General features: G+C 46.1%; 14 protein-coding genes. 5 read left to right on the top strand and 9 right to left on the bottom strand.

Annotation, left to right across the window (positions count from 1 at the left end):
* A partial coding sequence (gene fsa / locus ACFQS8_RS14180; RefSeq protein ID WP_382168488.1) for a fructose-6-phosphate aldolase occupies positions 1-562 on the top strand: 562 nt, incomplete at its 5' end.
* 54 nt (positions 563-616) lie between these two features.
* Here the strand turns inward: fsa and ACFQS8_RS14175 are convergent.
* The 7 genes from ACFQS8_RS14175 to ACFQS8_RS14145 all read right to left on the bottom strand — a co-directional run bounded on the left by ACFQS8_RS14175 (position 617) and on the right by ACFQS8_RS14145 (position 9,413).
* Complete coding sequence (locus ACFQS8_RS14175; protein WP_382168486.1) at positions 617-748, bottom strand: hypothetical protein; 132 nt, start codon at positions 746-748, stop codon at positions 617-619.
* A 73-nt stretch (positions 749-821) separates the two neighbouring features.
* Entirely contained in the window at positions 822-2,285 is a 1,464-nt protein-coding gene (locus ACFQS8_RS14170; protein ID WP_382168484.1) for an oligosaccharide flippase family protein, read from the bottom strand.
* Positions 2,285-3,370, bottom strand: coding sequence for a glycosyltransferase family 2 protein (locus ACFQS8_RS14165; RefSeq protein WP_382168482.1), 1,086 nt, complete (start codon positions 3,368-3,370; stop codon positions 2,285-2,287). Before ACFQS8_RS14165 ends, ACFQS8_RS14170 begins: the two co-directional genes overlap by 1 nt.
* A gap of 5 nt (positions 3,371-3,375) precedes the next feature.
* Positions 3,376-4,635, bottom strand: coding sequence for a glycosyltransferase (locus ACFQS8_RS14160; protein ID WP_382168480.1), 1,260 nt, complete (start codon positions 4,633-4,635; stop codon positions 3,376-3,378).
* A 19-nt stretch (positions 4,636-4,654) separates the two neighbouring features.
* Complete coding sequence (locus tag ACFQS8_RS14155; RefSeq protein WP_382168478.1) at positions 4,655-5,881, bottom strand: glycosyltransferase family 2 protein; 1,227 nt, start codon at positions 5,879-5,881, stop codon at positions 4,655-4,657.
* 104 nt (positions 5,882-5,985) lie between these two features.
* Complete coding sequence (locus tag ACFQS8_RS14150; protein WP_382168476.1) at positions 5,986-8,730, bottom strand: ATP-binding protein; 2,745 nt, start codon at positions 8,728-8,730, stop codon at positions 5,986-5,988.
* Positions 8,731-8,783: 53 nt separating this feature from the next.
* Positions 8,784-9,413, bottom strand: a complete 630-nt coding sequence (locus ACFQS8_RS14145) for a response regulator transcription factor (RefSeq protein ID WP_382168474.1) — start codon at positions 9,411-9,413, stop codon at positions 8,784-8,786.
* 352 nt (positions 9,414-9,765) lie between these two features.
* On the opposite strand from ACFQS8_RS14145, the gene ACFQS8_RS14140 reads away from it, so the two are divergent.
* The 4 genes from ACFQS8_RS14140 to ACFQS8_RS14125 all read left to right on the top strand — a co-directional run bounded on the left by ACFQS8_RS14140 (position 9,766) and on the right by ACFQS8_RS14125 (position 19,596).
* A complete protein-coding gene (locus tag ACFQS8_RS14140; RefSeq protein ID WP_382168472.1) occupies positions 9,766-11,019 on the top strand; it encodes a hypothetical protein in 1,254 nt (417 codons plus the stop codon).
* 115 nt (positions 11,020-11,134) lie between these two features.
* Entirely contained in the window at positions 11,135-16,195 is a 5,061-nt protein-coding gene (locus tag ACFQS8_RS14135) for a hypothetical protein (protein ID WP_382168470.1), read from the top strand.
* A 1-nt stretch (position 16,196) separates the two neighbouring features.
* A complete protein-coding gene (locus tag ACFQS8_RS14130) occupies positions 16,197-19,091 on the top strand; it encodes a GEVED domain-containing protein (RefSeq protein ID WP_382168468.1) in 2,895 nt (964 codons plus the stop codon).
* A 49-nt stretch (positions 19,092-19,140) separates the two neighbouring features.
* On the top strand, positions 19,141-19,596 hold the full coding sequence (locus ACFQS8_RS14125) for a hypothetical protein (RefSeq protein ID WP_382168466.1): 456 nt from the start codon (positions 19,141-19,143) through the stop codon (positions 19,594-19,596).
* A 69-nt stretch (positions 19,597-19,665) separates the two neighbouring features.
* On the opposite strand, the gene ACFQS8_RS14120 is transcribed toward ACFQS8_RS14125, so the two are convergent.
* Complete coding sequence (locus ACFQS8_RS14120; RefSeq protein ID WP_382168464.1) at positions 19,666-21,213, bottom strand: tryptophan halogenase family protein; 1,548 nt, start codon at positions 21,211-21,213, stop codon at positions 19,666-19,668.
* Complete coding sequence (locus ACFQS8_RS14115) at positions 21,206-22,693, bottom strand: tryptophan halogenase family protein (protein ID WP_382168462.1); 1,488 nt, start codon at positions 22,691-22,693, stop codon at positions 21,206-21,208. Before ACFQS8_RS14115 ends, ACFQS8_RS14120 begins: the two co-directional genes overlap by 8 nt.
* Between the last annotated feature and the right edge of the window lie 10 nt (positions 22,694-22,703).

Raw genomic sequence — 22,703 nt, 5'->3', positions numbered from 1 at the left:
ACTCATCAAAAAATCAGGACGTGATTTTGTCGAAGTCATTACAGAAATCTGCTCCGTCACAAACGGTCCGGTTTCTGCTGAGGTCATCGCACTTGATACAAAAGGCATGTTAGCTGAAGGGCGTAAGCTAGCAAAAATTGCAGACAATATTGTTGTGAAATTGCCGCTCACTTTAGATGGTTTGGCAGCCTGTCAAACCTTCTCCAAGGAAGGCATCAAAACCAATGTCACATTGTGTTTCTCTGCAAACCAAGCATTGCTCGCGGCCAAAGCAGGCGCAACGTATATTTCACCTTTCATTGGCCGCTTAGATGACATCCACATTGATGGCATGGAGCTCATTCAAGAAATCCGAGTCATTTACGATAATTATGGTTTCGATACTGAAATTCTTGCGGCTTCTATCCGCAGCCCAATGCACGTAAAAGAATGTGCGTTAGTGGGTGCAGATGTAGGTACTGCTCCAGCAGGTGTTATCAAGGCTTTGGTAAAACACCCTCTGACACAAGCTGGCCTCGACCAATTTGTCAAAGATGCAGCAGAGGCTGGCATCAAGGTGTAAACCAACTGACATTCTCACTTTAAAAGCGGGGCTAATTTTCTAGTCCCGCTTTTTTTATGCATCTACCGGCTGAGCATGCGCAGTCTTCCAGCTGGAAGCAAACACGATAGCGCCAAACCCAGCCCTGCCCCAAGGCAGGATTACACCTGCCCACAACATCGCCGCCCGCAGGCCGCCATCAGCCACCCAGCACGCTCACAGGTGGAAAGTGTGGAATCGCGGAGCGAAGAATAAACGCATGAAAATATTTACAATGTTTTCAACGTTTCAAAATCTTCAAAACATCTCCAACCAAATTTGGAGCAAGAATTCTCAAACACACAAAATGAACGAGAACCCCCACAAAAACAGACAACAATAATGCCAAAATCGGTGACATATCCGTTAGAAAATGCGCCTGAAATACACTCACCGCCGCAAACATAACCCCAGCACTAAGCAAGCTTTCCCAGCCAATGACAAACTGAGAAATCGCTGCATATCCAAAGAGTTGCCTAACAACCACCGCCCCCGCTAACCACGTTATCCCTCCCCGTACAAGTATCGCCCCCACGATTGCTGACACGCCATAAGGTGCTGCTAAAACAACCAACACAACAGAAACAACCAACCCCAAAGCAACAATACTTGCCTGCAATTCCGGCCGGCCCGCGCCACGAATAATGCCCCCATTAAACGAAGCGGTTGCCGCCCGCACACCCATGAGCATCATCAGCTGCATAGGTAAAACTGCTTCGCCCCATTCGGGTCCAAAGAAAATTGGAACCATCAGTGGAGAAACCGCCGCCGCCCCAATGAAAAATGGATATGCAATTGCGGTGGAAAGGCGTGTGCCTTTTGAAAGAAGACTTCTTAAGACATCTGGATCTGATTGAGACTTCGCAGCAAGGGGTAACGTAATTGCTTGAAGAGGTGCTAAAAGTATGGACGATCCCTGTGTAAATATGCGCGTTACAAGATTGAATATGCCAAGTGCCTGCGTCCCAAGTATAGCACCAATTATAGCCCCGGGGAGAGAAGCGTCCAATTGCCCGAGAATTTTTGTCGCTATAGAATAAGCATTGAAGTGAAATAAGTCTTGGAAATGCGCCTTTTTTAGCTTTTCACCTCCATCAAAACGAGGCTTCCACTTTGCGATTAAACAGAAACTGAGAGTTCTAAAACTACGTCTGGTCAACTCCATGAACACAAGTGACCAGACACCATATCCCGACAGGGCCATCCCTATCCCCACCAAGGATGCAGATGCTGTCCCACCAGCGTCAATCAAGGAAATCTCTCTGAACCGCATATCTCTTTGCAACAATGCAGCCGGCACAGACCCCAGCGCAGATATAGGCAAAACAAGCGAAAATACAGGTAATATTTGGTTCAGTTCCGCCTGACCAAAAAATTGCGCGACAAGCGGCGTCACGAGCACAAGCAACCCACTTAATAAGAAAGCTAACAACACATCTGTGATGAAAGTTGCAGCCTCATGCCCTGGCGCTATTTGCTTGCGTTGGATCAAGCATTCGGCCAAAGGCCCACCCACAATCCCAAACGGAATTGCAAGCATTATCAATGCCATACCAAACAGGCCGTAAAGGTCTGGCCCTAGAATGCGCACGAGCACAAACAGCGAGACTAGCCCTGCAACAGCATCAAACCATTTGCCAAGCGCAGACCAAATGGCAGCCTTTCCCGCTTGCGCAAGAAGCGATGCATCCGCTGTATTCTTCACTAGATTAGATCAGTCTTCTGCAATTTTCTCGATGCAGCCAGCCTGTCACGTTCATATTTTTTTGCCAACATGGAGGCAAAGAACTGCGCCGCTGGATAGAGAAAACTTGCCATGCGCGTGCGAAATCCCCAACGCCCTCCAAGCAAAGGAATTTTCTTCAATGCAGGCTTCAAAACGCCTTCGGGCAAACGCCAATCCATCAAAGTTCTGCGATGCGCAATAAACCCACTTGAACGCAAACCCCATTTTTCTTGTATACGGCGAATAGAGCGTTCTTCCCAATTTTTGGACCAGCGCAACATAAAATATGGCCAATCAATCAAACGAACTGGGTATTGGCCATGCGGATATATAAAGGTCACCACTGATTTAGGCTCTGACCAAATTTTTCCACCTGCATTCAACACCATGAGACAAAAATCCAAATACTCTTTTATGGAAATCACCTCAGTGTCTAACGGCCCCACTTTTTCCATAATGGACTTACGCACGAGCACGCCATGAAACTCTAGAAAACCTGTCTGTTTGCGTACCAGCTGATCGGCAACTTCTGTTACCTTCTTGCCCTGCAACCCTATATGCTCTTGGAAGTCACGCTGGCCCATCGGGGTTTTGAAAAACGTCTCTGGGTCGTAAAATGATCCATCAAAAAAGTGAATTTCCTCATGCAAGGGAAATCCCTGACATGTCAGCGGGTTCACAACATCAGCACCGGTCTCTTCTGCACATTTCACGAGCTCGGACAGCCAGCCCTTTTTATACATCACATCATTTTCAGCTAGAAACACATAAGGGGTTCGGCTCATTTTAACACCCAAATTGCGCGCCTCATTTGGACTTAAAAAGCGGTCATGAGCAACATGCTCAAACCCACGCCGCATGGCCTGACCATCTAGCCATTCTCTAAATTTCTTAGGTGCACCACCTGTCACATATATCAATCGAAAGGGTACATCTGCTGTTTCATATAAGCTATCTAAGCACTGGGATGACAGACTCAGCCTATCGCGTTGCATCATCACAATCGTTACAATAGGCTTGTTAGAGGCATCGCTTGTAGAAGGGGTTTTCAAGAGTTGCGTCATAACATTTATTCCTCCACTGAAATTGCACTAAGTGACAACATCTTTTTATAAGCCACTACCGTTCCTGCAGTGGCCGCTTTGATGGAATGGTGTTTTAGAATATGTTCTCGCCCCTTTTGGCCCATTCCGGCCCAGTTATTTCGTTGTTTTATGAGGCGTCTAATGGCTGCTGCAATTGCTGCGCCATTGGCTTCTTCAACCAACTCACCAGCACCAACACCCTTCACAAGCTCTGGAATACCGCCATGATCCGTCGTGATGTAAGGACATCCGCTAATCATTGCCTCCTTCACGGTATTGAGCGGCCCGTCCTGATCGCCATTGGACGCAGTCGTTGAAGGCGCGATAAATAAGTGTGCGCGGTCAAACTCTTGTGCAATTCGTTCATGCGGTGCTGGCCCCGCAAAATCGATGCGATCAACTATTCCAAGGCGTGTCGCTAAGGCACGAAGCTCACCCTCCAAAGGTCCGCCTCCCAGTATCACAAGCCTTATGTCCACGCCCTCTTCATGCACGACTTGTGCAATGCCTTCGATAGCATAGCGAAGCCCTTTTTTCTCCACCATACGCCCAACGAACAGCATATTGAGCGGCTCCCCCTCATTCCACGACCTTGAAATAAACTTAAACTTTTCAACTGCCACACCACATGGAAAAATAGAAAAACGCTGTTCATCAGCGCCTAGCTTCACAGCTCTTTTTTTGAAAAACTCACAATCCGCCCCAAAGCCATCTGCTTTAGAAAGAATGTCTGCATAGACATCCTCCCCGCGTTCTTGAATTACATTGGAAATGTCATATCCACGAAAGTGGATGAATACTTTACCAGAGATCAAACCAGCATCCCGATGACGCATTACAATTTCAGCCAACGTGGCAAACTGACAATGAAGCACATCATATTCCCCCATATCGGCGAACAAAGCTGCTTCATGAAGCGCTATCAATGACGGCGCATCTGGCCCAAAGTGTGATTTACGAAATACATTAAACGCCTTAAAACCATGCGCACGAAACACTTTGAAAAAGGCTTTAGGTGCATCAAGCCAACGCTTTTTGGGGCGGTGCTTGCAATCTAAAATTTTTGCGCGTTTTTCTAGTCCGTAATCAGACACAAGACTATGACGCCCATGCTCGACCGGGCCTGCGCCATCTAATGCAAAAATATCGACATGATGGCCCTCATCTATAAGCCCTGCTGCAGCATTAGAAATAAACGCTTCTGACACGACAGGAAACCAATGAACAAAAAAAGCAATTCGCATATTCTACATCCGCTCCTTGTTACTTATCTGAAGGTTTTACAAAGACCATATTTGGGCGAGACGGCTGTAAATGAGGGCTCTGCATTGCTCCCCTAAAGGCAGCCCAGATTAGTCGCAAATAAATACGCATGAGGCGGATTGCTAAGGCGAGATCAAACTTCAAACCTGCTTGCTTAATCCGCCACTTCATCCCATTGGCAATATTGTAAATTATCGAACTACCCAGAGGGGAAGCCTCTCCGATTTCAGTAAATCCTGAAATGACATCTGAGGATCTCAATATGTCTTCACATCCATATTTTGAGCCAGTAAGACGTTTCAAAATTGCTTTTTCAGTCGCGGTGAGCTGACCTAATTGCGTCATTTGAGAGACGCGGGTGATATCTAAAAATGCTTCATTCCAAAGCTTTTTGCGTCCCATAATACAGGCGCGCTGAAGCAATGCCTGACGCGCCATATTCCATGTGTATCGGCTGATGTTTCGCGGCAAATAGTCTGAAACTGGAAGCTGATGTCTCAATCGACGGAAAATCTCTTTATCCGCCTCGATCCAGCGCGCTTCTCTTTGAGCAACTTCAAACCTGTCGCTGTCTGCCCCTCTATCTCCATCATGCAAGCGCTGATGAAAGGAAATACCTTTGCACAAAGCCCCCTTGAAGCCGCATGCAAGACGCACAAGCATGTCATAATCCTGAGAGCGCTTTAACCCCTCGTCGAACAGGCCAAGTTTTATATATGCATCTCTGGAGACGAGCATTCCGGGCTGATGTGCAAAAAAGTCCTCCATCGTCGCCAGATGGAAATCAACATCTTCACACTCAACCCAATACCCCGTGTCAAAATATTCTATACCGCCATTGTCCAAAGTCCGGAAACGGTCATGCTGGCTATACACAAAATCAATATCGCCATTGTCAGCGAGTGTATTTTTTAGTCGTTCAAGCGCTGTTGAGACCACTAAATCATCATCATCCACAATCCAAACCCACGGATGGGTTGCCGCTTGTATAGCGACATTTAAGGATGCAGCCTTTCCTTTATTCTCATGATGTATGAGCTGGATATCTTGCGTGTAGGTTTGGACAATTTGTTGCGTGTCATCGCGTGAACCATCGTCCATGACGATGACCTCTTGAGGCAATACTGATTGAGTGAAAACAGCATCCAGACACTCCCTCAACAGGGCCGACCTGTTAAAGGTTGGGATAACAACAGTTACGCTCGCATCTCGTATCGACTCAGCCATTCGGCGATCTCAATTCTTTAGCTCTACTGCCTACCTACTGTGAAGGCGCAGTTAAGCTAAGCAATCATCATGCCATATACTTAAATCAATACTTTGGATTTACTCTATTTTACGCCTATTTTACTCCGTTCCAGTATTTCCTTGGAGGCTTTCACGCATGCCTCAACCATGGTCTGACTCAACTCACCATCTTCGGAAATTTTCTTATCAAGATCGCCTGTTAATGCGGCTAGATCAGCAAAACCCAGCGCCCCTGATATGCCTGACATTTGATGGCATGCCGTCTGAACCGACAATAAATACATTTGGTCTTCGACCTTAGGCTTTATGGTCAAATCCTGAACGAAGGCATGAAGCTGGTAATAAAAACCATCGAGAAGATCTTTATCTTTTTCAACGGAGTCCGTCTCGGGAATAGTCTGCTCTGAGGCATTGGGAAGCCATCGAATAATCGTTTTCAGTAAGCCTTTTCTGGAAGCAGATTTTTCAACAACATCATTCATCCCCGCATCAAAATAGGTGTCGATCTGCGAAGAAATGACATTTGCTGTCAGCGCGATAATTGGAACATCAGCAAGATTTCCTCCCAAGTCCCGGATCGCTTTTGTCGCTGCAATACCATCCATACCCTGCATGCGGATATCCATGAGGATGATATCATAATTAGCGTTCTGGCTTGCTCGGATTGCAGAGGGACCATCAAAAGCGGAATCGATCACACATCCCAAGGGAGAGAGAATTGTGCGTATCAGCTCATGGTTCAGCTCCAGATCATCAACGAGTAATACGCGCCGCCCTGAGAAGCTAGCAGCTTTATCCTTTGAAGGCTCCACCTTAACTTCTTCAGACTGTTGGGCTGTCTGAACAATCTCCAAATCAAGGTCAAACCAAAATGTCGTACCTTCTGTTTCAGAGGATGTGACTTGCAATTGCCCGCCCATCAATTCCACAAGGCCGCGACAGACAGACAGACCTAACCCCACACCCGCAGCGAGCGTTGTGCTTTCACGTTCAACCTGGTGAAACTCTTTGAAAATATGCTGTAACTGATTGGAGGGAATACCTTCCCCTGTATCCTCAACCTTAAACCGAAGTGTTTGCCGCGCTTCATCATTGACCAGCGTATCAACAGACAGACGTACACTCCCACAATCTGTAAATTTTAGCGCATTCCCAACAAGGTTAGACAAAACTTGCTGTAGTCTTGTTCGGTCAACAATATGGTTTCCGGCAAGTCCACCTGCAATATTGACAGTAAAATCTAGGTCTTTCTCATTGGCCTTGCTTGCAAATAAATTTTCTAGGTCTTTTGCTAACTGCCCTACATCAACAATAGCGGGTCTCAAAGTCATACCCTTGGCTTGCATTGTCGTGACATCCAAAACATCACCGACCAAGGATTCAAGCATTTCACATGATCTAAATATTAGATCGACATGGTGACGCTCAGTAGAAGAAAGGTTTTTACTTTCCTTTAGAATTTCAGCGAACCCACCAATATTATGAATTGGTGTTTTAATCTCATGACTGATTGTCGCCAAAAACGTTGTCTTTGCATCATCGGCCGCCTGCGCCACTTGATAGGCTTTCTCCAACGCTATTTCGATACCCTTACTTTCAGAAATATCATGCGACATGCCGATGATACGTATAGGAGTCCCTTGCTCATCTCTTTGAATTTCTACCGTACTTCTCACCCATACCGGATGCCCTTCAGCATGAAGGAAACGATGATCGAGATTTACCGGAGGTCCACCAGCCCTATGTAAGTTCCACGCCTTTTTTACAGCCTGCACATCATCTTTATAAATGAACCGCCAGATATCACTAAGCACCTCTTCCCCCTGAGGAGGACGGCCCAAAAAGTCAGCCAAATTTGCAGAATAGTGGATAGTCTGACGCTGAACATCGACCTCCCAAGCAGCAGAACCTGACAGTAAAAGCGATTGCCGCAAACGCACTTCGGAGGCTTTCAGCGAACTAATCATTTCCTGTTCGCGCGTTACATCCTCCGTATAAATAACAATACCACCAACTTTTTGGTCATCATCATACCAAGGCCGAATTTCAAAATTGAGATATTGTGCACGTCCATCTGCGCGCATAAATTTATAATTACGTTGGCGCTCAATAGCCCCATTCAAACATCTATTATTGACCTCTTTTTCCTGCTCACTAACTTCAGGTAGCGCATCATAATGTGATTTTCCGATAACTTCATAAGCATTCAGGCCATAATCAGCCGCCCAACGCGGGCTAAGCGCAAGATACCGCATCTCTTTATCGAGGAGCGCCATAGCACTAGGTGATTGCGTAATAAAATTGACCAGTCGCGCACCAGCACTCTGTAATTGAAACCAGCGTCGGCGCTCTTCCATATGCTCAACAAGGATCTCAGCCAAAACCTTCAATTGATCCAATTGAGACTTTGTAAATCGTACCGGCTTTGTATGAATGACACACAATGTCCCGATTGCATGCCCTTTTCTCGTAATCAAAGGCATACCAGCATAGGATCGAATTCCAAGCTCACCTGTTACAAGTGGGTTTTCATTAAATCGGGGATCTTTTGTTGCATCCTCTACTAGAAAGTGTGTCTTTCCTTCAATTGCATGCGAACAAAACGCAACATCACGTGGCGTCTCCCCCGCATTCAATCCAACAGTAGACTTAAACCATTGGCGATCACGATCGACGAGAGAAATAAGAGAGATAGGAACGTCACATATGGCGGCAGCAGAACGCGTTATTTTGTCAAAGAACGGTTCCGGCGGTGTGTCGAGCAAATTGAAAGCAGATAATTCTTCTAACCGAGAGGTTTCAGCAGACATGTCATTGGGATCAGTCAATTTGCGGCATTCCTTAACTTCATTTCGCCCTTCAAGTAAGCTTCAACTTTTTGCTACTCTTTAGGCATAATCTGACGGGCAACCAATATTGCTTGTGTACGATTTGATACACCGAGTTTTTTATAAATAGCGGTGAGATGACTTTTCACTGTTGCTTCTGCAAGTTCTAAATCATACGCGATTTGTTTATTTAACCGCCCATCAGCAAGCGCAGCTAATATCCTCACTTGAGCCGGTGACAAACCGTCAATCAATTTCGATTGTCTTTGAGTTTCTGCATCTGCATGGTCGAAATTGGGAAATATAACTTCCCCCCACATAACTCTTCGCAATTTACGGATCATTTCATCCATCGCCAAAGATTTACCGATAAATGCATCTGCACCCGCCGATTGCAGCGCACGTACAATGCTAGGCTCTTCTCGACCTGATATAACAACCATTTTGGTTTCATCAGGTAATCGCTTCTTTAACGCCAGAAACCCATTCAACCCATCCGTATCTGGTAACATTAAATCCAATATAACCATCTCAGGGAGACCGCCCTTATCTAGGTAAACATGGGCGTCTGTTGCAGTTGTCACAGCGTTGACCTGTGCTTTGGGATTTATGCCTTCAAGCGCCAACCTTAAAGCATCACAATACAAAGGGTGATCATCAATAATCAAATAGCGGTCAAACATTTATTTACCTTCACACAACTACAGGGCACTTATTTAAAGACATGCATTTTTGAGTATAGCCTGCGCTAACGGTCTTAATTTCCACTTAAATGCGTAAACATAGCTCATACCTTAGTATGCATGTTCCCCATACGTTCACGTTTCCATATTGCTGATTTTAACCATAACAACAGCAAACTTGAAAATACAGTACTGTTTTATAACAATTTATTTCTCAACCTTACGCTGCACCCATCCTTTATCCTAAATCTAAATGAGAAAAGTCAAGGATTCCAATTCAGAACCCAGAAACCGCCAACCCCAATACTCAGGGTAGTTGAATAAATAAAATCACAACTCGCGGAGAATGGACATGCGTATTTTATATAAGACACCCAAGTCAGCTCTACCTCTCTTATGCTCAACCATCCTCATGGCAGGTTCGGCACATGCGGTAGGAACTGATGCTGGTAAATCTGTCGAAAACACTTTCACATTGGATTACCAAGTTAGCAATGTAGATCAGGGTACAATTACTAACGACCCCAACTACACTGCTGAAGCTGGTGACCCTAGCCCTGTCATCAACCCTGCTGGCCCAACCAACTTTACCGTCGACCGTATGATCGACCTAAGTGTAACAGCTAATAACTCCAATCTTATTGTGCCTTCCAATGCACAAGACCGTGTACTTGAATTCTCAGTCACCAACCTTGGAAATGATTATCAATCATATTCATTTAGCGTTGCTGATGTTGCAGGCGATGATTTTGACGCTACAGACCTTCAACTCACTTATTCTCGTGCAGCATATGACCTAAATGGCGATGGCGACACATCTGATGCTTGTGAGGGCGAAGTTGTTGACGCTGCCCTAACAGCGACTGTCGTTGGAACAGCCGCAGGAAGCGCGAGTTATACTTGTGACATTCCAGCTGACTTGCCATTTACAGTGAAAATCTCAGGCGACATCCCGTCTGAACTTGGCGAGCAAAGCGTAGACAACCTCGTTCTTGTCGCGGAAACACGTAACCCTAGCCAATGGGTATTTGAAGGAAGCGCCCCAAGTGTTGGTGGTGTTTCAGCCAAAGATGGCGATTCAGCTAACACTATTGATGGTGTTGCTGAGAACGTATTTGCCGATGGTTCAGGCTCTTCAGAAGAAGCAAATGAAGACGGTCTTATGTCCGCACCTTCCAGCTATGTCGTAACATCTCCAGACTTGGTTGCCGAAAAGCGTGTATGGGTTTTAGAAACAGACTCAGATGTTTCTGGCTGTAATGCACTTGCTATTCCAAGCTCTGAGCCAACCACTGAATACCCAACACCTGGCGCATGTGTGCTCTACACAATCGAAGTGCGTAACACAGGTGAAGTAGCAGGTTCGGATGCAGAAAACCTAGACATCGTCGACTTGCTACCATCCGATATAGCTTTCGTGTCAGCTACAACCAACGGGTTTAGCACACCAGGCACACTCACTTACAAAAAAGCCGATGGCACAACCGATTGTGATGGCGCAGCAGCTGAAGACTGTACTGTCTCTCTGATCGCCACATCATTGGATGCACAAGTTGGAGCAACAGACACTGTCGCTCAACTCTACATTCGAGCACTCGTTAGGTAACGAGGCTCGGATCAGAAGAGGTCGTTTTGTCCCCCCCAACCAGAGACGACCTCTTCGCTTTTTTCACAATAATCACAACAAGCCATTTCAATTGGCGGAAGCTGCGAAAGAATTTATGATGTTTATCAAGGCAAAAAAATCTATCACAAACATCGCTGCAGCATTCGCTTTCTTTGGCTTCAATGCATCCGCAGCATTGGCGCAAACAACGCCTCTTGGCACAGAAGTCGTCAATCGCGCGAGCCTTTCATACGACCACTCAAGTGGAAATTACACATTCCCAACGAACGACGCGACCTTCACTGTGACCGCGCGCCCGTCACCGTCAGTTATCGAGTTTTTCCGTCAAGCTCCCACAGCTCCAGACGCTGAGTTCATTTCGTTGAATGGAAGTGATTACAGCTTTGATGGAACAAATACGCGCGGCAGCTTCCAACCTATTCCACGCGATTCAGCGTCAATGGGCATGCCGGTATCATCAGATAAACCCGTCCCAATCATTCCAGCAGAATCTTTCTTTGCTGGTGAAATGATGATTGTGCGTGTTGTAGACAAAGGTCAAAATGGTGACCCAGACCTCATCGAAACAGTTACATCGACCATTACAACAAAATCTGGCGACAGCATCGTTATTCGTTTGTATGAAGACACACCTGATAGCGGCATTTTCTACGCGTATGTGCCGTCTACATCTGAAAACTCCACAACAAACGACCCCGTTCTAAGTACACCTGATGCAACATCCATCAAAGCTGAATATGTTGATCCTTTCGATGCAACAGAGCAATCTGAAGATTCAGTACTTGTAGACCCTTATGGCTTGCTATTTGATTCATTGACTGGTGAGCTTATCAATGGCGCTGAAGTTACGATTGTAGACGCTGATACATTACAGCCCACCCAAGTTTTCGGTATCGACGCAATGTCTGCATACCCATCAACACTTCTAACAGGAAGTGTCGTCACAGACGCGTCTGGCTTGGTATATGACTTAGAAGATGGCCAATTCCTATTCCCACTTGTGTATCCTGGTGAGTACCGCCTTTTAATCACACCGCCACAAGGCTACATCTTTCCATCAGGCTTTGGTGCAAGTGATTTTGAAGCGCTAAACAATGGCCCATTTGAAATCATTGATGGTTCTTACGGCCTCACATTCACTGTTGACGCTTCTGGACCACTACACTTTGACGTTCCTTTAGACACAACACGTGGCCTCACTGTGACGAAAACAGCAGGCAATGTGCAAGCTGCCCTTGGTGACTTCGTCACTTACACAATCAAGGTAAGCAATGACAGCGAACACCTATTGCCGCTTTTGATTAAAGACGAACTTCCTAGAGGTGTGCGTTATCAGGACAATTCTGCACAAATGGGCGGTGAGCGCCTTCCAGAAGATGCTGTAACAGCGAGTGCAGACCTCATTATTTTTGATGCGGGAGATATCCAAGCTGGTCAGTCTAAAGAGATCAATTATGTGGCTGCTATCGGCGCTGGTGCACCTAATGGTGAAGCCATCAACATCGCGTCAGCTATCAATCCTTATGGTCGCAAAATCTCGAACACTTCAGAAGCTGTTATCAACATCAAAGAAGACTTATTGCGTTCAGAGTCTACCGTAATTGGCCGTGTATCTGAAAACGCCTGTAACACGGATGATGAATGGACACGCGACATCCAAACAACACCGGGTGTTGAAGGTGTACGCATCTATATGGAAACAGGTGAGTTTGTGGTCACTGATGAGACTGGTGCATTCCACTTTGAGGGAATTGAAAAAGGCACACACATTCTTCAAATCGACCCTGCCACTCTACCTGCTGGCTACACACCTATCCAGTGTGAGGAGAACACACGTTATGCCGGCAATGCTGCGTCTCAATTCATAGACATTATTGGCGGCGGCATTTGGAAGGCAAACTTCTACCTTGAACGTACAGAGACTGTTGCAACAGAAGAAACACAGTCACAAACTGTCGCAGCTCAAGAATACCTCGCATATGATGATGCATGGTTGAACACACAAAACGCTGACACAGCTTGGGTGTATCCAGACACATCTTTCGCACCAGCAGGACGCAGCCTTAACATTGGTATTAAGCTTCCAGCTGGCAGCAAAATCGACCTAAATTTAAACGGCCGCCCAGTTGAAAAAACAAACCGCCAGCCTCGCTTGCTTTCAGCCGACCAAAAAGTCGTTCTGAAGCGTTGGAAAGGTGTAGATATTCAATCTGGCCGCAACACAATTGAAGCAATCATTACGCATAAAGATGGTCGCGTTGAAAAACTGAACAAAGAAATATGGTTTGTTGAGCAAGGTGAACGCGCGCGTCTCGTAGATGACCAATCAATTCTCGTTGCAGATGGACGTACGGCTCCAATCATAGCGATCAGACTCGAAAACTCTGAGAAGCAACCGGTTCACGCTGGCCGTATCATCGAAGTTGACGTGACAGCGCCATACAAATTGAACACAGAAAACCGCCTTTCAGACATAGCTCCTGTAGATGTGGGTATTGTTGAAGCACGCGGTATCAGCATCAACCGCGAAGGTATCGCAATGGTTGAGCTAGCGCCTACACTTCGCACAGGTAAAGTACGTGTGCGCGTACCGCTTACAGATGACCGTTATGAAGAAATTGAAGCCTATCTTCGTCCAGAAAAGCGCGACTGGGTTGTTGTTGGTCTAGCTGTTGGTGAACTCGCTGAAGTGAGCTCAAACGATATATTTGCAGACACAACAGACGGACAAAGCAAATCTGGCCGCATTGCATTCTTTGCGAAAGGTCTCGTAAAAGGCGACTGGTTGCTAACGCTTGCGGTAGACACAGCGAAACGCCGTGGACGTAAAGACGATGAATTATACGATGCAATTGATCCTAATGCTTATTACACACTCTATGGAGACCGCTCAGAATCCGGCCATGAAGCACAAAGCCGTTACCCGCTTTATGTAAAGCTTGAAAAAGATACCACAAAAGTTCTTTTCGGTGATTTCAACACAGATATCGCAGACTCAGAGCTTGGTCGCTATGGACGCCAGCTATCAGGCTTGAAGGCCGATTATGAAGGTGAGAATTTCTCGCTTACTGGTTTTGCTGCGGAAACAAACCAAGGCTTTGTAAAAGATGAAATTCCAGCGGATGGTACATCTGGCCCATATCAATTGAGCCAAACCAACCTTGTGCGCAATTCAGAAACAATCATCATTGAGACACGTGACCGTAACCGTCCAGATCAAATTCTATCTAGCCGCTCTTTGCAGCGCTACACAGATTATGAACTTGATGTAGACACAGGTGAAATCATTTTCCGTTTTCCGGTGAATACAACGGATGCAAGCTTCAATGACAATGTGATTGTTGTTGACTATGAGACATTTGCCGATGCAGACCGCAACATCACTTATGGTGGACGTGCAGAAGTACGCGGCTTTGATGACAAGGTTGAAGTTGGTGTAAACTTCATCAGCGAAGACGGCGCATCAACAACATCAAAAAGCGCTTCACGCCTAACATCTGTTGATGCCAAAATGGACATAACAGAAAAAACGCAACTTGTTGCCGAATTTGCTTCATCAAACAACGCCTCAGCTGAGGAAGGTCAAGATGACGTAGAATCTAATGCATACCTCATAGAATTGAGACACGCTTCTGACGGTGTATCAGCGCAAGCTTATATAAGAGAAGAAGAAGCAGGTTTTGGTTTAGGCCAAACAGGCAGCAACACTAACGGCATTCGCCGCGTAGGTGCGCAAGCGTCCATTCGTATCAGCGAAAAAACTAATGAAGAAACAGGCAACCGCCTTATCCGCCGCGTAGAAGGTCAAGCGTACCGCGAAACAAACCTCGGTACAGATCAAAACCGCACAGTTTCTGATATTGCGCTTATCCAAAACGGACACTCTTTCACAGCAGGCGTAGGTCTACGCTCCGTAAAAGAGCACCTCACAACTGGCGATCGTGAGTCTTTGCTAGCAACTGTAAACGCAAGCAAGAATTTCCAAAAAGCTGGCGTCACAGTTCTCGCCTCTCACGAGCAACCAATCAGCAGCGATAAAGACCAAGTGTCTACATCCCCTGAGCGTACTATTCTTGGTCTCGATAAAGCTTTTGGTGAGCGCGTAACGCTCAACCTCCGCCATGAAATCACCAATGGTGCAGATGCATCTGGCAATAACACACTTGTAGGCGTGACTGTTCAACCTTGGACAGGTGGACAAGTCGTGACGGGATTGGACCGCATTACGAAAGATGCAAGCTCACGTCTTGCAGCTACAGTTGGCCTAGATCAGTCATTCCGCATTTCTGAAAATTGGAGTGCAAGCCTGGGTCTTATGAACCGCAGCCGCATTGATGGAGGTGACAACCCAGTAGATCCACTTGCAGATGATGCCATCTCCCCTATCGCGGAAGGCACACGCAGCGCCCTCACAGAAGATGACTCATATACATCTGGATATGTTGGACTTGGTTACAGAAATGAGGGGACCGCCGCATCAGGTCGCTTTGAATACCGTGACACTATTTCATCAACACGCACTGCATTCATTTTAGGTGCAGCACGCGAGATGACTGAAACAATCAGCTATGCAGCCAGTGCTCGTCTTCAATCTGATGAACAAGCCAATGGCACGACAGACAAACTAATAGCGAGACTTGGTTTTGTGCGCCGCCCTGAAGATGAGTCTATCTCAATTTTCAACCGCTTAGATTTCCAAATGGAAAGAGCTGACCTCAATGGTGAGTCATGGAAAGTAGTCAACAATCTTGGGATCAACATGGCACCAACTGAAAGATCTCAGCTCGCTGCATTCCACGGCATCAAATATTCTGAAGCTAACCTTTTAGGCCAACAATATTCGGGTTGGACGAATTTGATCGGAGCTGAATACCGCTATGACGTTACAAGATATGTTGACTTGGGTCTGCGTGGATCGGTCTTAACATCCACAGCAACGTCCACAACTGAATACCAATTTGGACCGAGCGTTGGTTTATCTCCAACAAAAAACATATGGATTAGCGCGGGTTACAACTTTACGGGCTTTAAAGACAATGATTTTGACGCCGCTTTAGATAGTAGAAACGGCATGTTCATAAAGTTAAGGTTGAAATTAGATCAAAACGACCTTGATGGCCTTTTGGCTTGGGTTTCGCCAAAAGAGGGGAAATAACATGATCAAGAAAATAGTTCGCAAAACGGCCAAATATATTATTGCCATTTCCTCTGCAACAATCGTTGCAGCGCTAAATGCTTGGTCTGAGCCCGCTCCCAATGGCGCACAAACATGTACGGCCCTAACAGGAACGTGGACGGGATCGGGCAACACATGGACAGCGACCACATCTAGCGGCGTTGGCGTCACCGCGACTTTATCCGCGCAAGCAGGTGGGAATTTCACAGGCGGCACTGACGTGCTGAACTCAGTTCCTGCTTTTAGCGAAACATCCGCTCAAGGTGCGCCCTCTTTATCTATGGTTTTCTTTTGGGATACGACAGCGGAAGCCACGACACAATCAAGCGTTGATGGCGTGAGCGGCAATATGGTTTTGACGTTCGACCGCCCTATTCTCAACCCGATTGTTCACTTTGACCGTGTTGGGGGTGTTGACGGCACGTCTTCAAACTCAGCCTATATCGAAGTGGTAACGCCTGGTGCATCGCTCACACGGCTTGCTGGTTTAACTCATTTTGAAACTGAGACGAACCGTCTCTTCAGAACAATTGGCGAGTCTAGTGCCGGCGCAGAATCTTCTGCTATATCATCTCAAGGAACTGCTGCTGGTTCTGTCATGGTCAACGGTTTCCATTCTGAAGTTAATTTTGAACTCACAGGCGGCGGTCTTGAAGGCGCTGGAGGTGATGGATTTGAAATCAGCGTGTGTGGTCATGAATCAGACTTTGGTGATGCCCCATCACGATATGGAACGCGCATCGTTAATCAAGGACCAACCCACCAAATCACAACCGGAGCAGCCAGCCTATTTTTAGGTACAGGGGTTGATGCAGAAACCAATGCAACTGTTTCTTCCGGTACTGCTTCAGATGACACAGATGAAGGCGTCACCCTACCTAGTTTCAAGCAAAATGTAGAGACACTTATCCCTGTATCCGTTGTTGGAAACGGCTATCTACAAGCATGGATAGATTGGGATGGAAACGGCACATTTAACTCAAACGAAGCCATAGCGGTTGATGTCGTCGATGGTGGATTGGGTGATGCCGATGGCGTGGTTAATTCTCAAATATCTATTGCTGTCACACCACCTCAATCATCCACGACAGCATTGACATTTGCGCGCTTTCGCTGGGCCAGCACAACGGGTCATGGCGCAAAAGGCGGCGCACCTGATGGAGAGGTCGAGGACTACTCCTTCACGATAGAACCATCCATCACGCACAACTGTACCACAAGCTCATCAGCCACAGGGAGCGGCTATGCCACATCGGGTACAGGTGGGTTCCGCAACGCTATCTGGTGGTTTGATTGGTCTTGCGGCGGAAGCGTTTTTCAAGCTGGAGACATTGTAAATAAAACTTGGTCCCTGCCCGCAGGCATAACCGTACAAGCGCAAGTATCAAATATTACCCAATCAATTCAATCCTACAACTCTGGCGATTGGAGTGGAGACATTTGGCCCAGCATGTATGGAGGTATTAACCCCGTCGGCCTGCGCAATGCAATCGTTGGAGATGACCCTCGATTTGATATCGAATGGAGCGCAATCCAAAATGGTAGCCCAATTTCACTCGATCTCATATTATTTGAAGCTGAGGATTTGGATGGTGATGAGATATTATCTGCCGTAACCGATGGTGCAAACTGGGAACCTATTGAATATCAAGGAGAAGTTTCTGCCGCTTTCCCAATGGGAGGTTCGCAAGTAATTGAAGTTGACCCAGCCAATGGCGGCCCCGGAACACTCCTTGTTCTTTCAGAAGATATAGCAAACTTAAACGTTGAACTTACATCCAATGGAATTACAGCCGTTGGAATGGGTTTCTTACTGCCCATCGATATTGGTGATGCCCCTAACAGCTATGGCAATGGCGGCGGTCACTATGCGCAGCACACAGTATCTAGTGCAGCTATTCAGCCAGCTGCAGTTACGCTTGCTGCAAGCCTTACATATTCAGCCTTAATACCTGACGCAATTGTGTACATGGGAGTGGAAAAACCTGACTCCGATCCCTCTTCCCTCGCTTCCGCTGACTCTACGGGTGATGATGCCCTTGGGAGCGCTGATGAAGACGGTGTAACAATGCCAGCAATATCCCCGAGTGCTTCGCTATCATTTCCTGTCTCTGTCACAGGGTCTGGGGGGTATTTGCAAGCTTGGGTCGACTGGAATGGTGATGGTGACTTCCTAGATGCCGGTGAACAGATAGCGACCAATGCTCAGGATGGAATTACTGGTGTGAATGGACGTACGGACGATAGTGATGCAACGGCAAATACAATTACTATCTCAGCAACGGCACCGGAAACACTCGTCATCAATCAAACAAGTCATGTACGTTTTCGCTGGTCCACGCAGTTAGATCTAGGACTTAACGATGTAGCGCCCGATGGTGAAGTAGAGGATTATTCTTTCACTGTGTTAGGTTTGAATGCCGAACTCACTGGCTCTAAAACCATATCAGTATTTGACCCAACCAATAGCGGTGATGTTTACGCCCTTCCCGGTGAAGATGTGATCTATACTTTAAATGTCGCAAATACAGGGGATGGAAGCGTCGACACTGATACAGTTCTTCTGATTGATCGACTTCCTGATGAAATTGAATTTTTCAATGGGGATATAGATACAGATGGACCCAATACCTATGCAGGTAGCGATCCAGTTGGTTTTGTTGATTCAAGTTCAGGACTAACCTTCACATATAATAGTGATGTTGGTTTTTCTAACCAAGCACAACGCCCAGCTGACTTTGCCGCTTGCAATTACGTGCCAAGTGCGGGTTATGATTCAAACGTAACGCACATTTGTTTTAACCCCAAAGGCCAAATGGCAGCAGGCGATCCTGACCCTAGTTTTGCGGTATCTTTCCGCGCACGCATCAAGTGATACCAACGATTTTAATAAATTTGCCTCTAATTCAATATATGGAGCTCTCATGAAACATTTTATTTTGCCACTCATCATTAGCATGGCTGCTATCACGCAACCTGCTTTAGCTCAAAAGTTTGAAGCTGAACAAACCGTTGAAAAACAAGTTATTACTACAGATGAAAACGGTAATACTGTTGAAAGCTATGAAGAAGCTATAGCTGTCGCGCCTGGAGATATCGTTCGCTATTCTCTCGATTATAAAAACAATTTAGCGCAACCTGCTGATGGCGTTGAATTTGTTATCCCTGTGCCAGCTCAAACTATATTTGTAGCAGGTTCCGCGACTGAGATTGGCGCAGCAACAACTAGCTATTCTATGGATGGCGCTGAAAGCTTCACAGCTGACAACAACGTTTCCAATGACCAGCCTGATGCGATCACTCACGTGAAGTGGACATTCACCCAAGCTGTCGCGCCGACAGAAGCAGGAAAATTATCATTTCTTGCGCAGCTTCAATAAGCTCTAGTTTTTATATGGCAAACAACTCTCCAGCTAAGTGAACTAAACTTAGCTGGAAGCTTTTTTATTTCAGGTGCTCGCGTTTATTAAATCTAGTAAACGCTTATTCGGAACAAGCTTGCTTGCCAAAAGAGATGCATTCCGCTGGACAGTTCTTTGCGCTGTCAAAAGTTCATTCTTTTCTTGTTCGGAAAAGCCCAAAGGTCTTTTTTGTGTTTTAAATCCCATGCCATACAAGACATACTGATAGCTAGCGATTGGAAACGGTTCATCAACTCGGTCAAACTCCTTTGCTGAAGGCGCTTGGCACGACCAAAATTCCATATCTTCAATCAACCGAGAGGACATACTCTCTCTGCTTGCACTCTCTCGCCAGAACGCCTCCTTACGATCAGATAAAACATAGTGTAATTTCAAAAAATCTATGATGCGCTGCCAACGATAATGAAAACGCGCGTTAAACTTCTTCGATACTTTATCCATCGCTGCACGCGTCACCGGGAAATGATCAGCGACAAAATTTGCTGACGCCTCAATTATCATCATGGCAGACGCTTCCAGTGGCTCTAAAAATCCTGCTGACAACCCAATTGCGACACAATTTTTGTGCCAAAACTTCTCTCGATAACCCGGCTGGATAACCAGTTTGCGAGGATTTAAATTACTAAACTGCGGTTCCGACACCCCCAAATACCGTTGCAATTGCTGTTCAGCTTCACCATCGGTGATGTGGGCTGAACTATAGACATGCCCTACGCCTCTTCTATTGGATAAACCTATATCCCACACCCAACCCGCTGTTTGCGCAGTTGAAATCGTTGCTGATTTTATGGGCACTTCCTCAGAGTATGGGACTTGAACAGCAAGCGCTGAATTGATTGGCATTTGCGCACTCTTATCAACAAAACCAACCCCTAGCGCTTCCCCTAACAACAAAGACCGAAAGCCAGTACAATCTACGAAAAGGTCCGCCGATAATTCATCGCCCGTTTTCGTTGTTACACTAAGAATATCGCCGTTCTCACGAATATTCACACGCGTCACATTATCTTGAATAAGCTCTACGCCTAACTTTTCTGTGCAGTGCCTTTTCAAGAATTCAGAAAATTTTCCTGCATCTAAATGGAAGCCATAATTACCAACACCCGCATATTCAGGGGAGCTCATTAATTTGGGAGATAAATCCAATTCGCATAAATGCTCTTGAACACAGCTCGCTTTGGAAAATGATTGTTCTTGGTCACCTTCTAACCAATATTGGCTTACATCCGCATCATAGAATTTCTCTGGTAAATCAAATGGGTGGTAATAGAAGTCCTTCTCTCCACCCGTTTTCCACCCTACAAATTTGGAACCTTGCTTAAAAGAGGCATGGCACTCTTTTAAGAAATCCACTTCCTTTATTCCTGCATTGCGAAGCGTGTGTCGCATGCCGGGCCACGTCCCTTCACCAACGCCAACAATTGGAATATCTGGCGCTTCAATCAGTCGAATTTTCAGCCCTTCACCATCCGAGCTGTGGTGGTGCTTAGACGCCAAGATAGTTGCGGTTAACCAGCCAGCGCTTCCCCCTCCAACGATGAGAACAGAACGAATAGCACCGGATAGATTAGACATCGTCAATGCCGCAATATTGCTTCAAAAAGTCTTCATGACGCGGCATCCCTGACACTGTTTTCCCTATATTCGCTTTGAGTGTTTCCAACGCATGCTCTAATTGAGCTTGCGGCAGCATACGTCCCATTAAATGATAGCCATCACTTTCAAGTCCCTGCCCCCTAAATACCTGCATCCATGAATCGACACGAAACAAATCCAAGCCATCTTGGTAAGCGATCGCGTTATTTTTATATAATTCAATTCGATGCCTTAGCGTGTCAGGGATATCCATAGCTGCACACTCTTTCCAAAAATCGGAATCGGTTCGTGTGTTAAGCTTGTAGTGAAGAATTAGAAAATCTCGAATACTTTCAAGCTCCTTCTCACTGTGGAAATTATAGTGGCGCTGAATAGCCTCATTCACCCCACCAAAAGGAAACATTTGGATTAAGCGTGTCACTCCTATCTGGACGAGGTGAATACTCGTAGATTCCAGCGGTTCTAAAAAGCCACTAGATAAACCAAAAGCTATACAATTTTTTGTCCAACATTGTTTGCGCCGGCCAGTTGTGAATTTTATTGGACGAGGATCTGAAACCATCTCTCCGTCGATATTATCCACGAGAATTTTATAGGCATCATCATCCGACATATGCGCACTTGAATACACATGACCATTGCCTACGCGATGTTGCAGCGGAATACGCCATTGCCACCCGGCTTTTCTCGCAATTGAACGCGTATAAGGTACTATTTTACCTGAAGATTTTGTTTGAACCGCAATGGCTCGGTTCATCGGAAGATAATGGCTCCAATCATCGTAACCAACTCCTAAAGCATCCCCAGTAAGCAGGCTACGAAACCCTGTGCAGTCTATAAAAAGATCACCTTCAATACTTTGGTCATTATCTAAATCCAGCTGAGTGATAAACCCGTTTTCAGGGTCCACATGCACATTATTTATTTTACCTTCGATCCGCTTTACGCCACGCTCTTCGCTGTATTTTCTAAGAAAACCAGCATAAAGGCTAGCATCAAGATGGTAGGCGTAATTTATGTTTGCTTTCTCAGAGGTGGCAAATTTACCGGCCTTAGCCGCTTGTAATTCAAAGCAATAGTCATCTAAGTCACCGCCACCACCTTCAGCCTTAGCTTGGTGCCACATGTGCTGAAAATCGCCCATCCAAGTGGATTTTCCAATTTTCCCAAATGAGTGAAAATAACTATCCCCCAGCTTGCCCCAGTTTTCAAATTGGATACCAAGCTTAAAACTAGCACGTGTTGCACGCATAAAAGCTTGCTCATCAACGCCTAGAAGACGATGAAAAGCTTTGTGCGTAGGGATAGTAGCCTCGCCGACACCGACAGTGCCGATCGCATCACTTTCAACGATTGTGATATCCAACAAAGCCCCTAATTGGCCCGACAATGCGGCAGCAACTGTCCAACCGGCAGTGCCACCACCCGCGATAACGACTTTTTTGACCCTCTGTTGCATACCGCCTGCT

The organism is Hirschia litorea (genome assembly GCF_042665075.1).
Lineage (GTDB): Bacteria > Pseudomonadota > Alphaproteobacteria > Caulobacterales > Hyphomonadaceae > Hirschia > Hirschia litorea.
The sequence above is the reverse complement of the archived record's forward strand: the minus strand, read 5'-3'. Positions and strand labels throughout refer to the sequence as shown.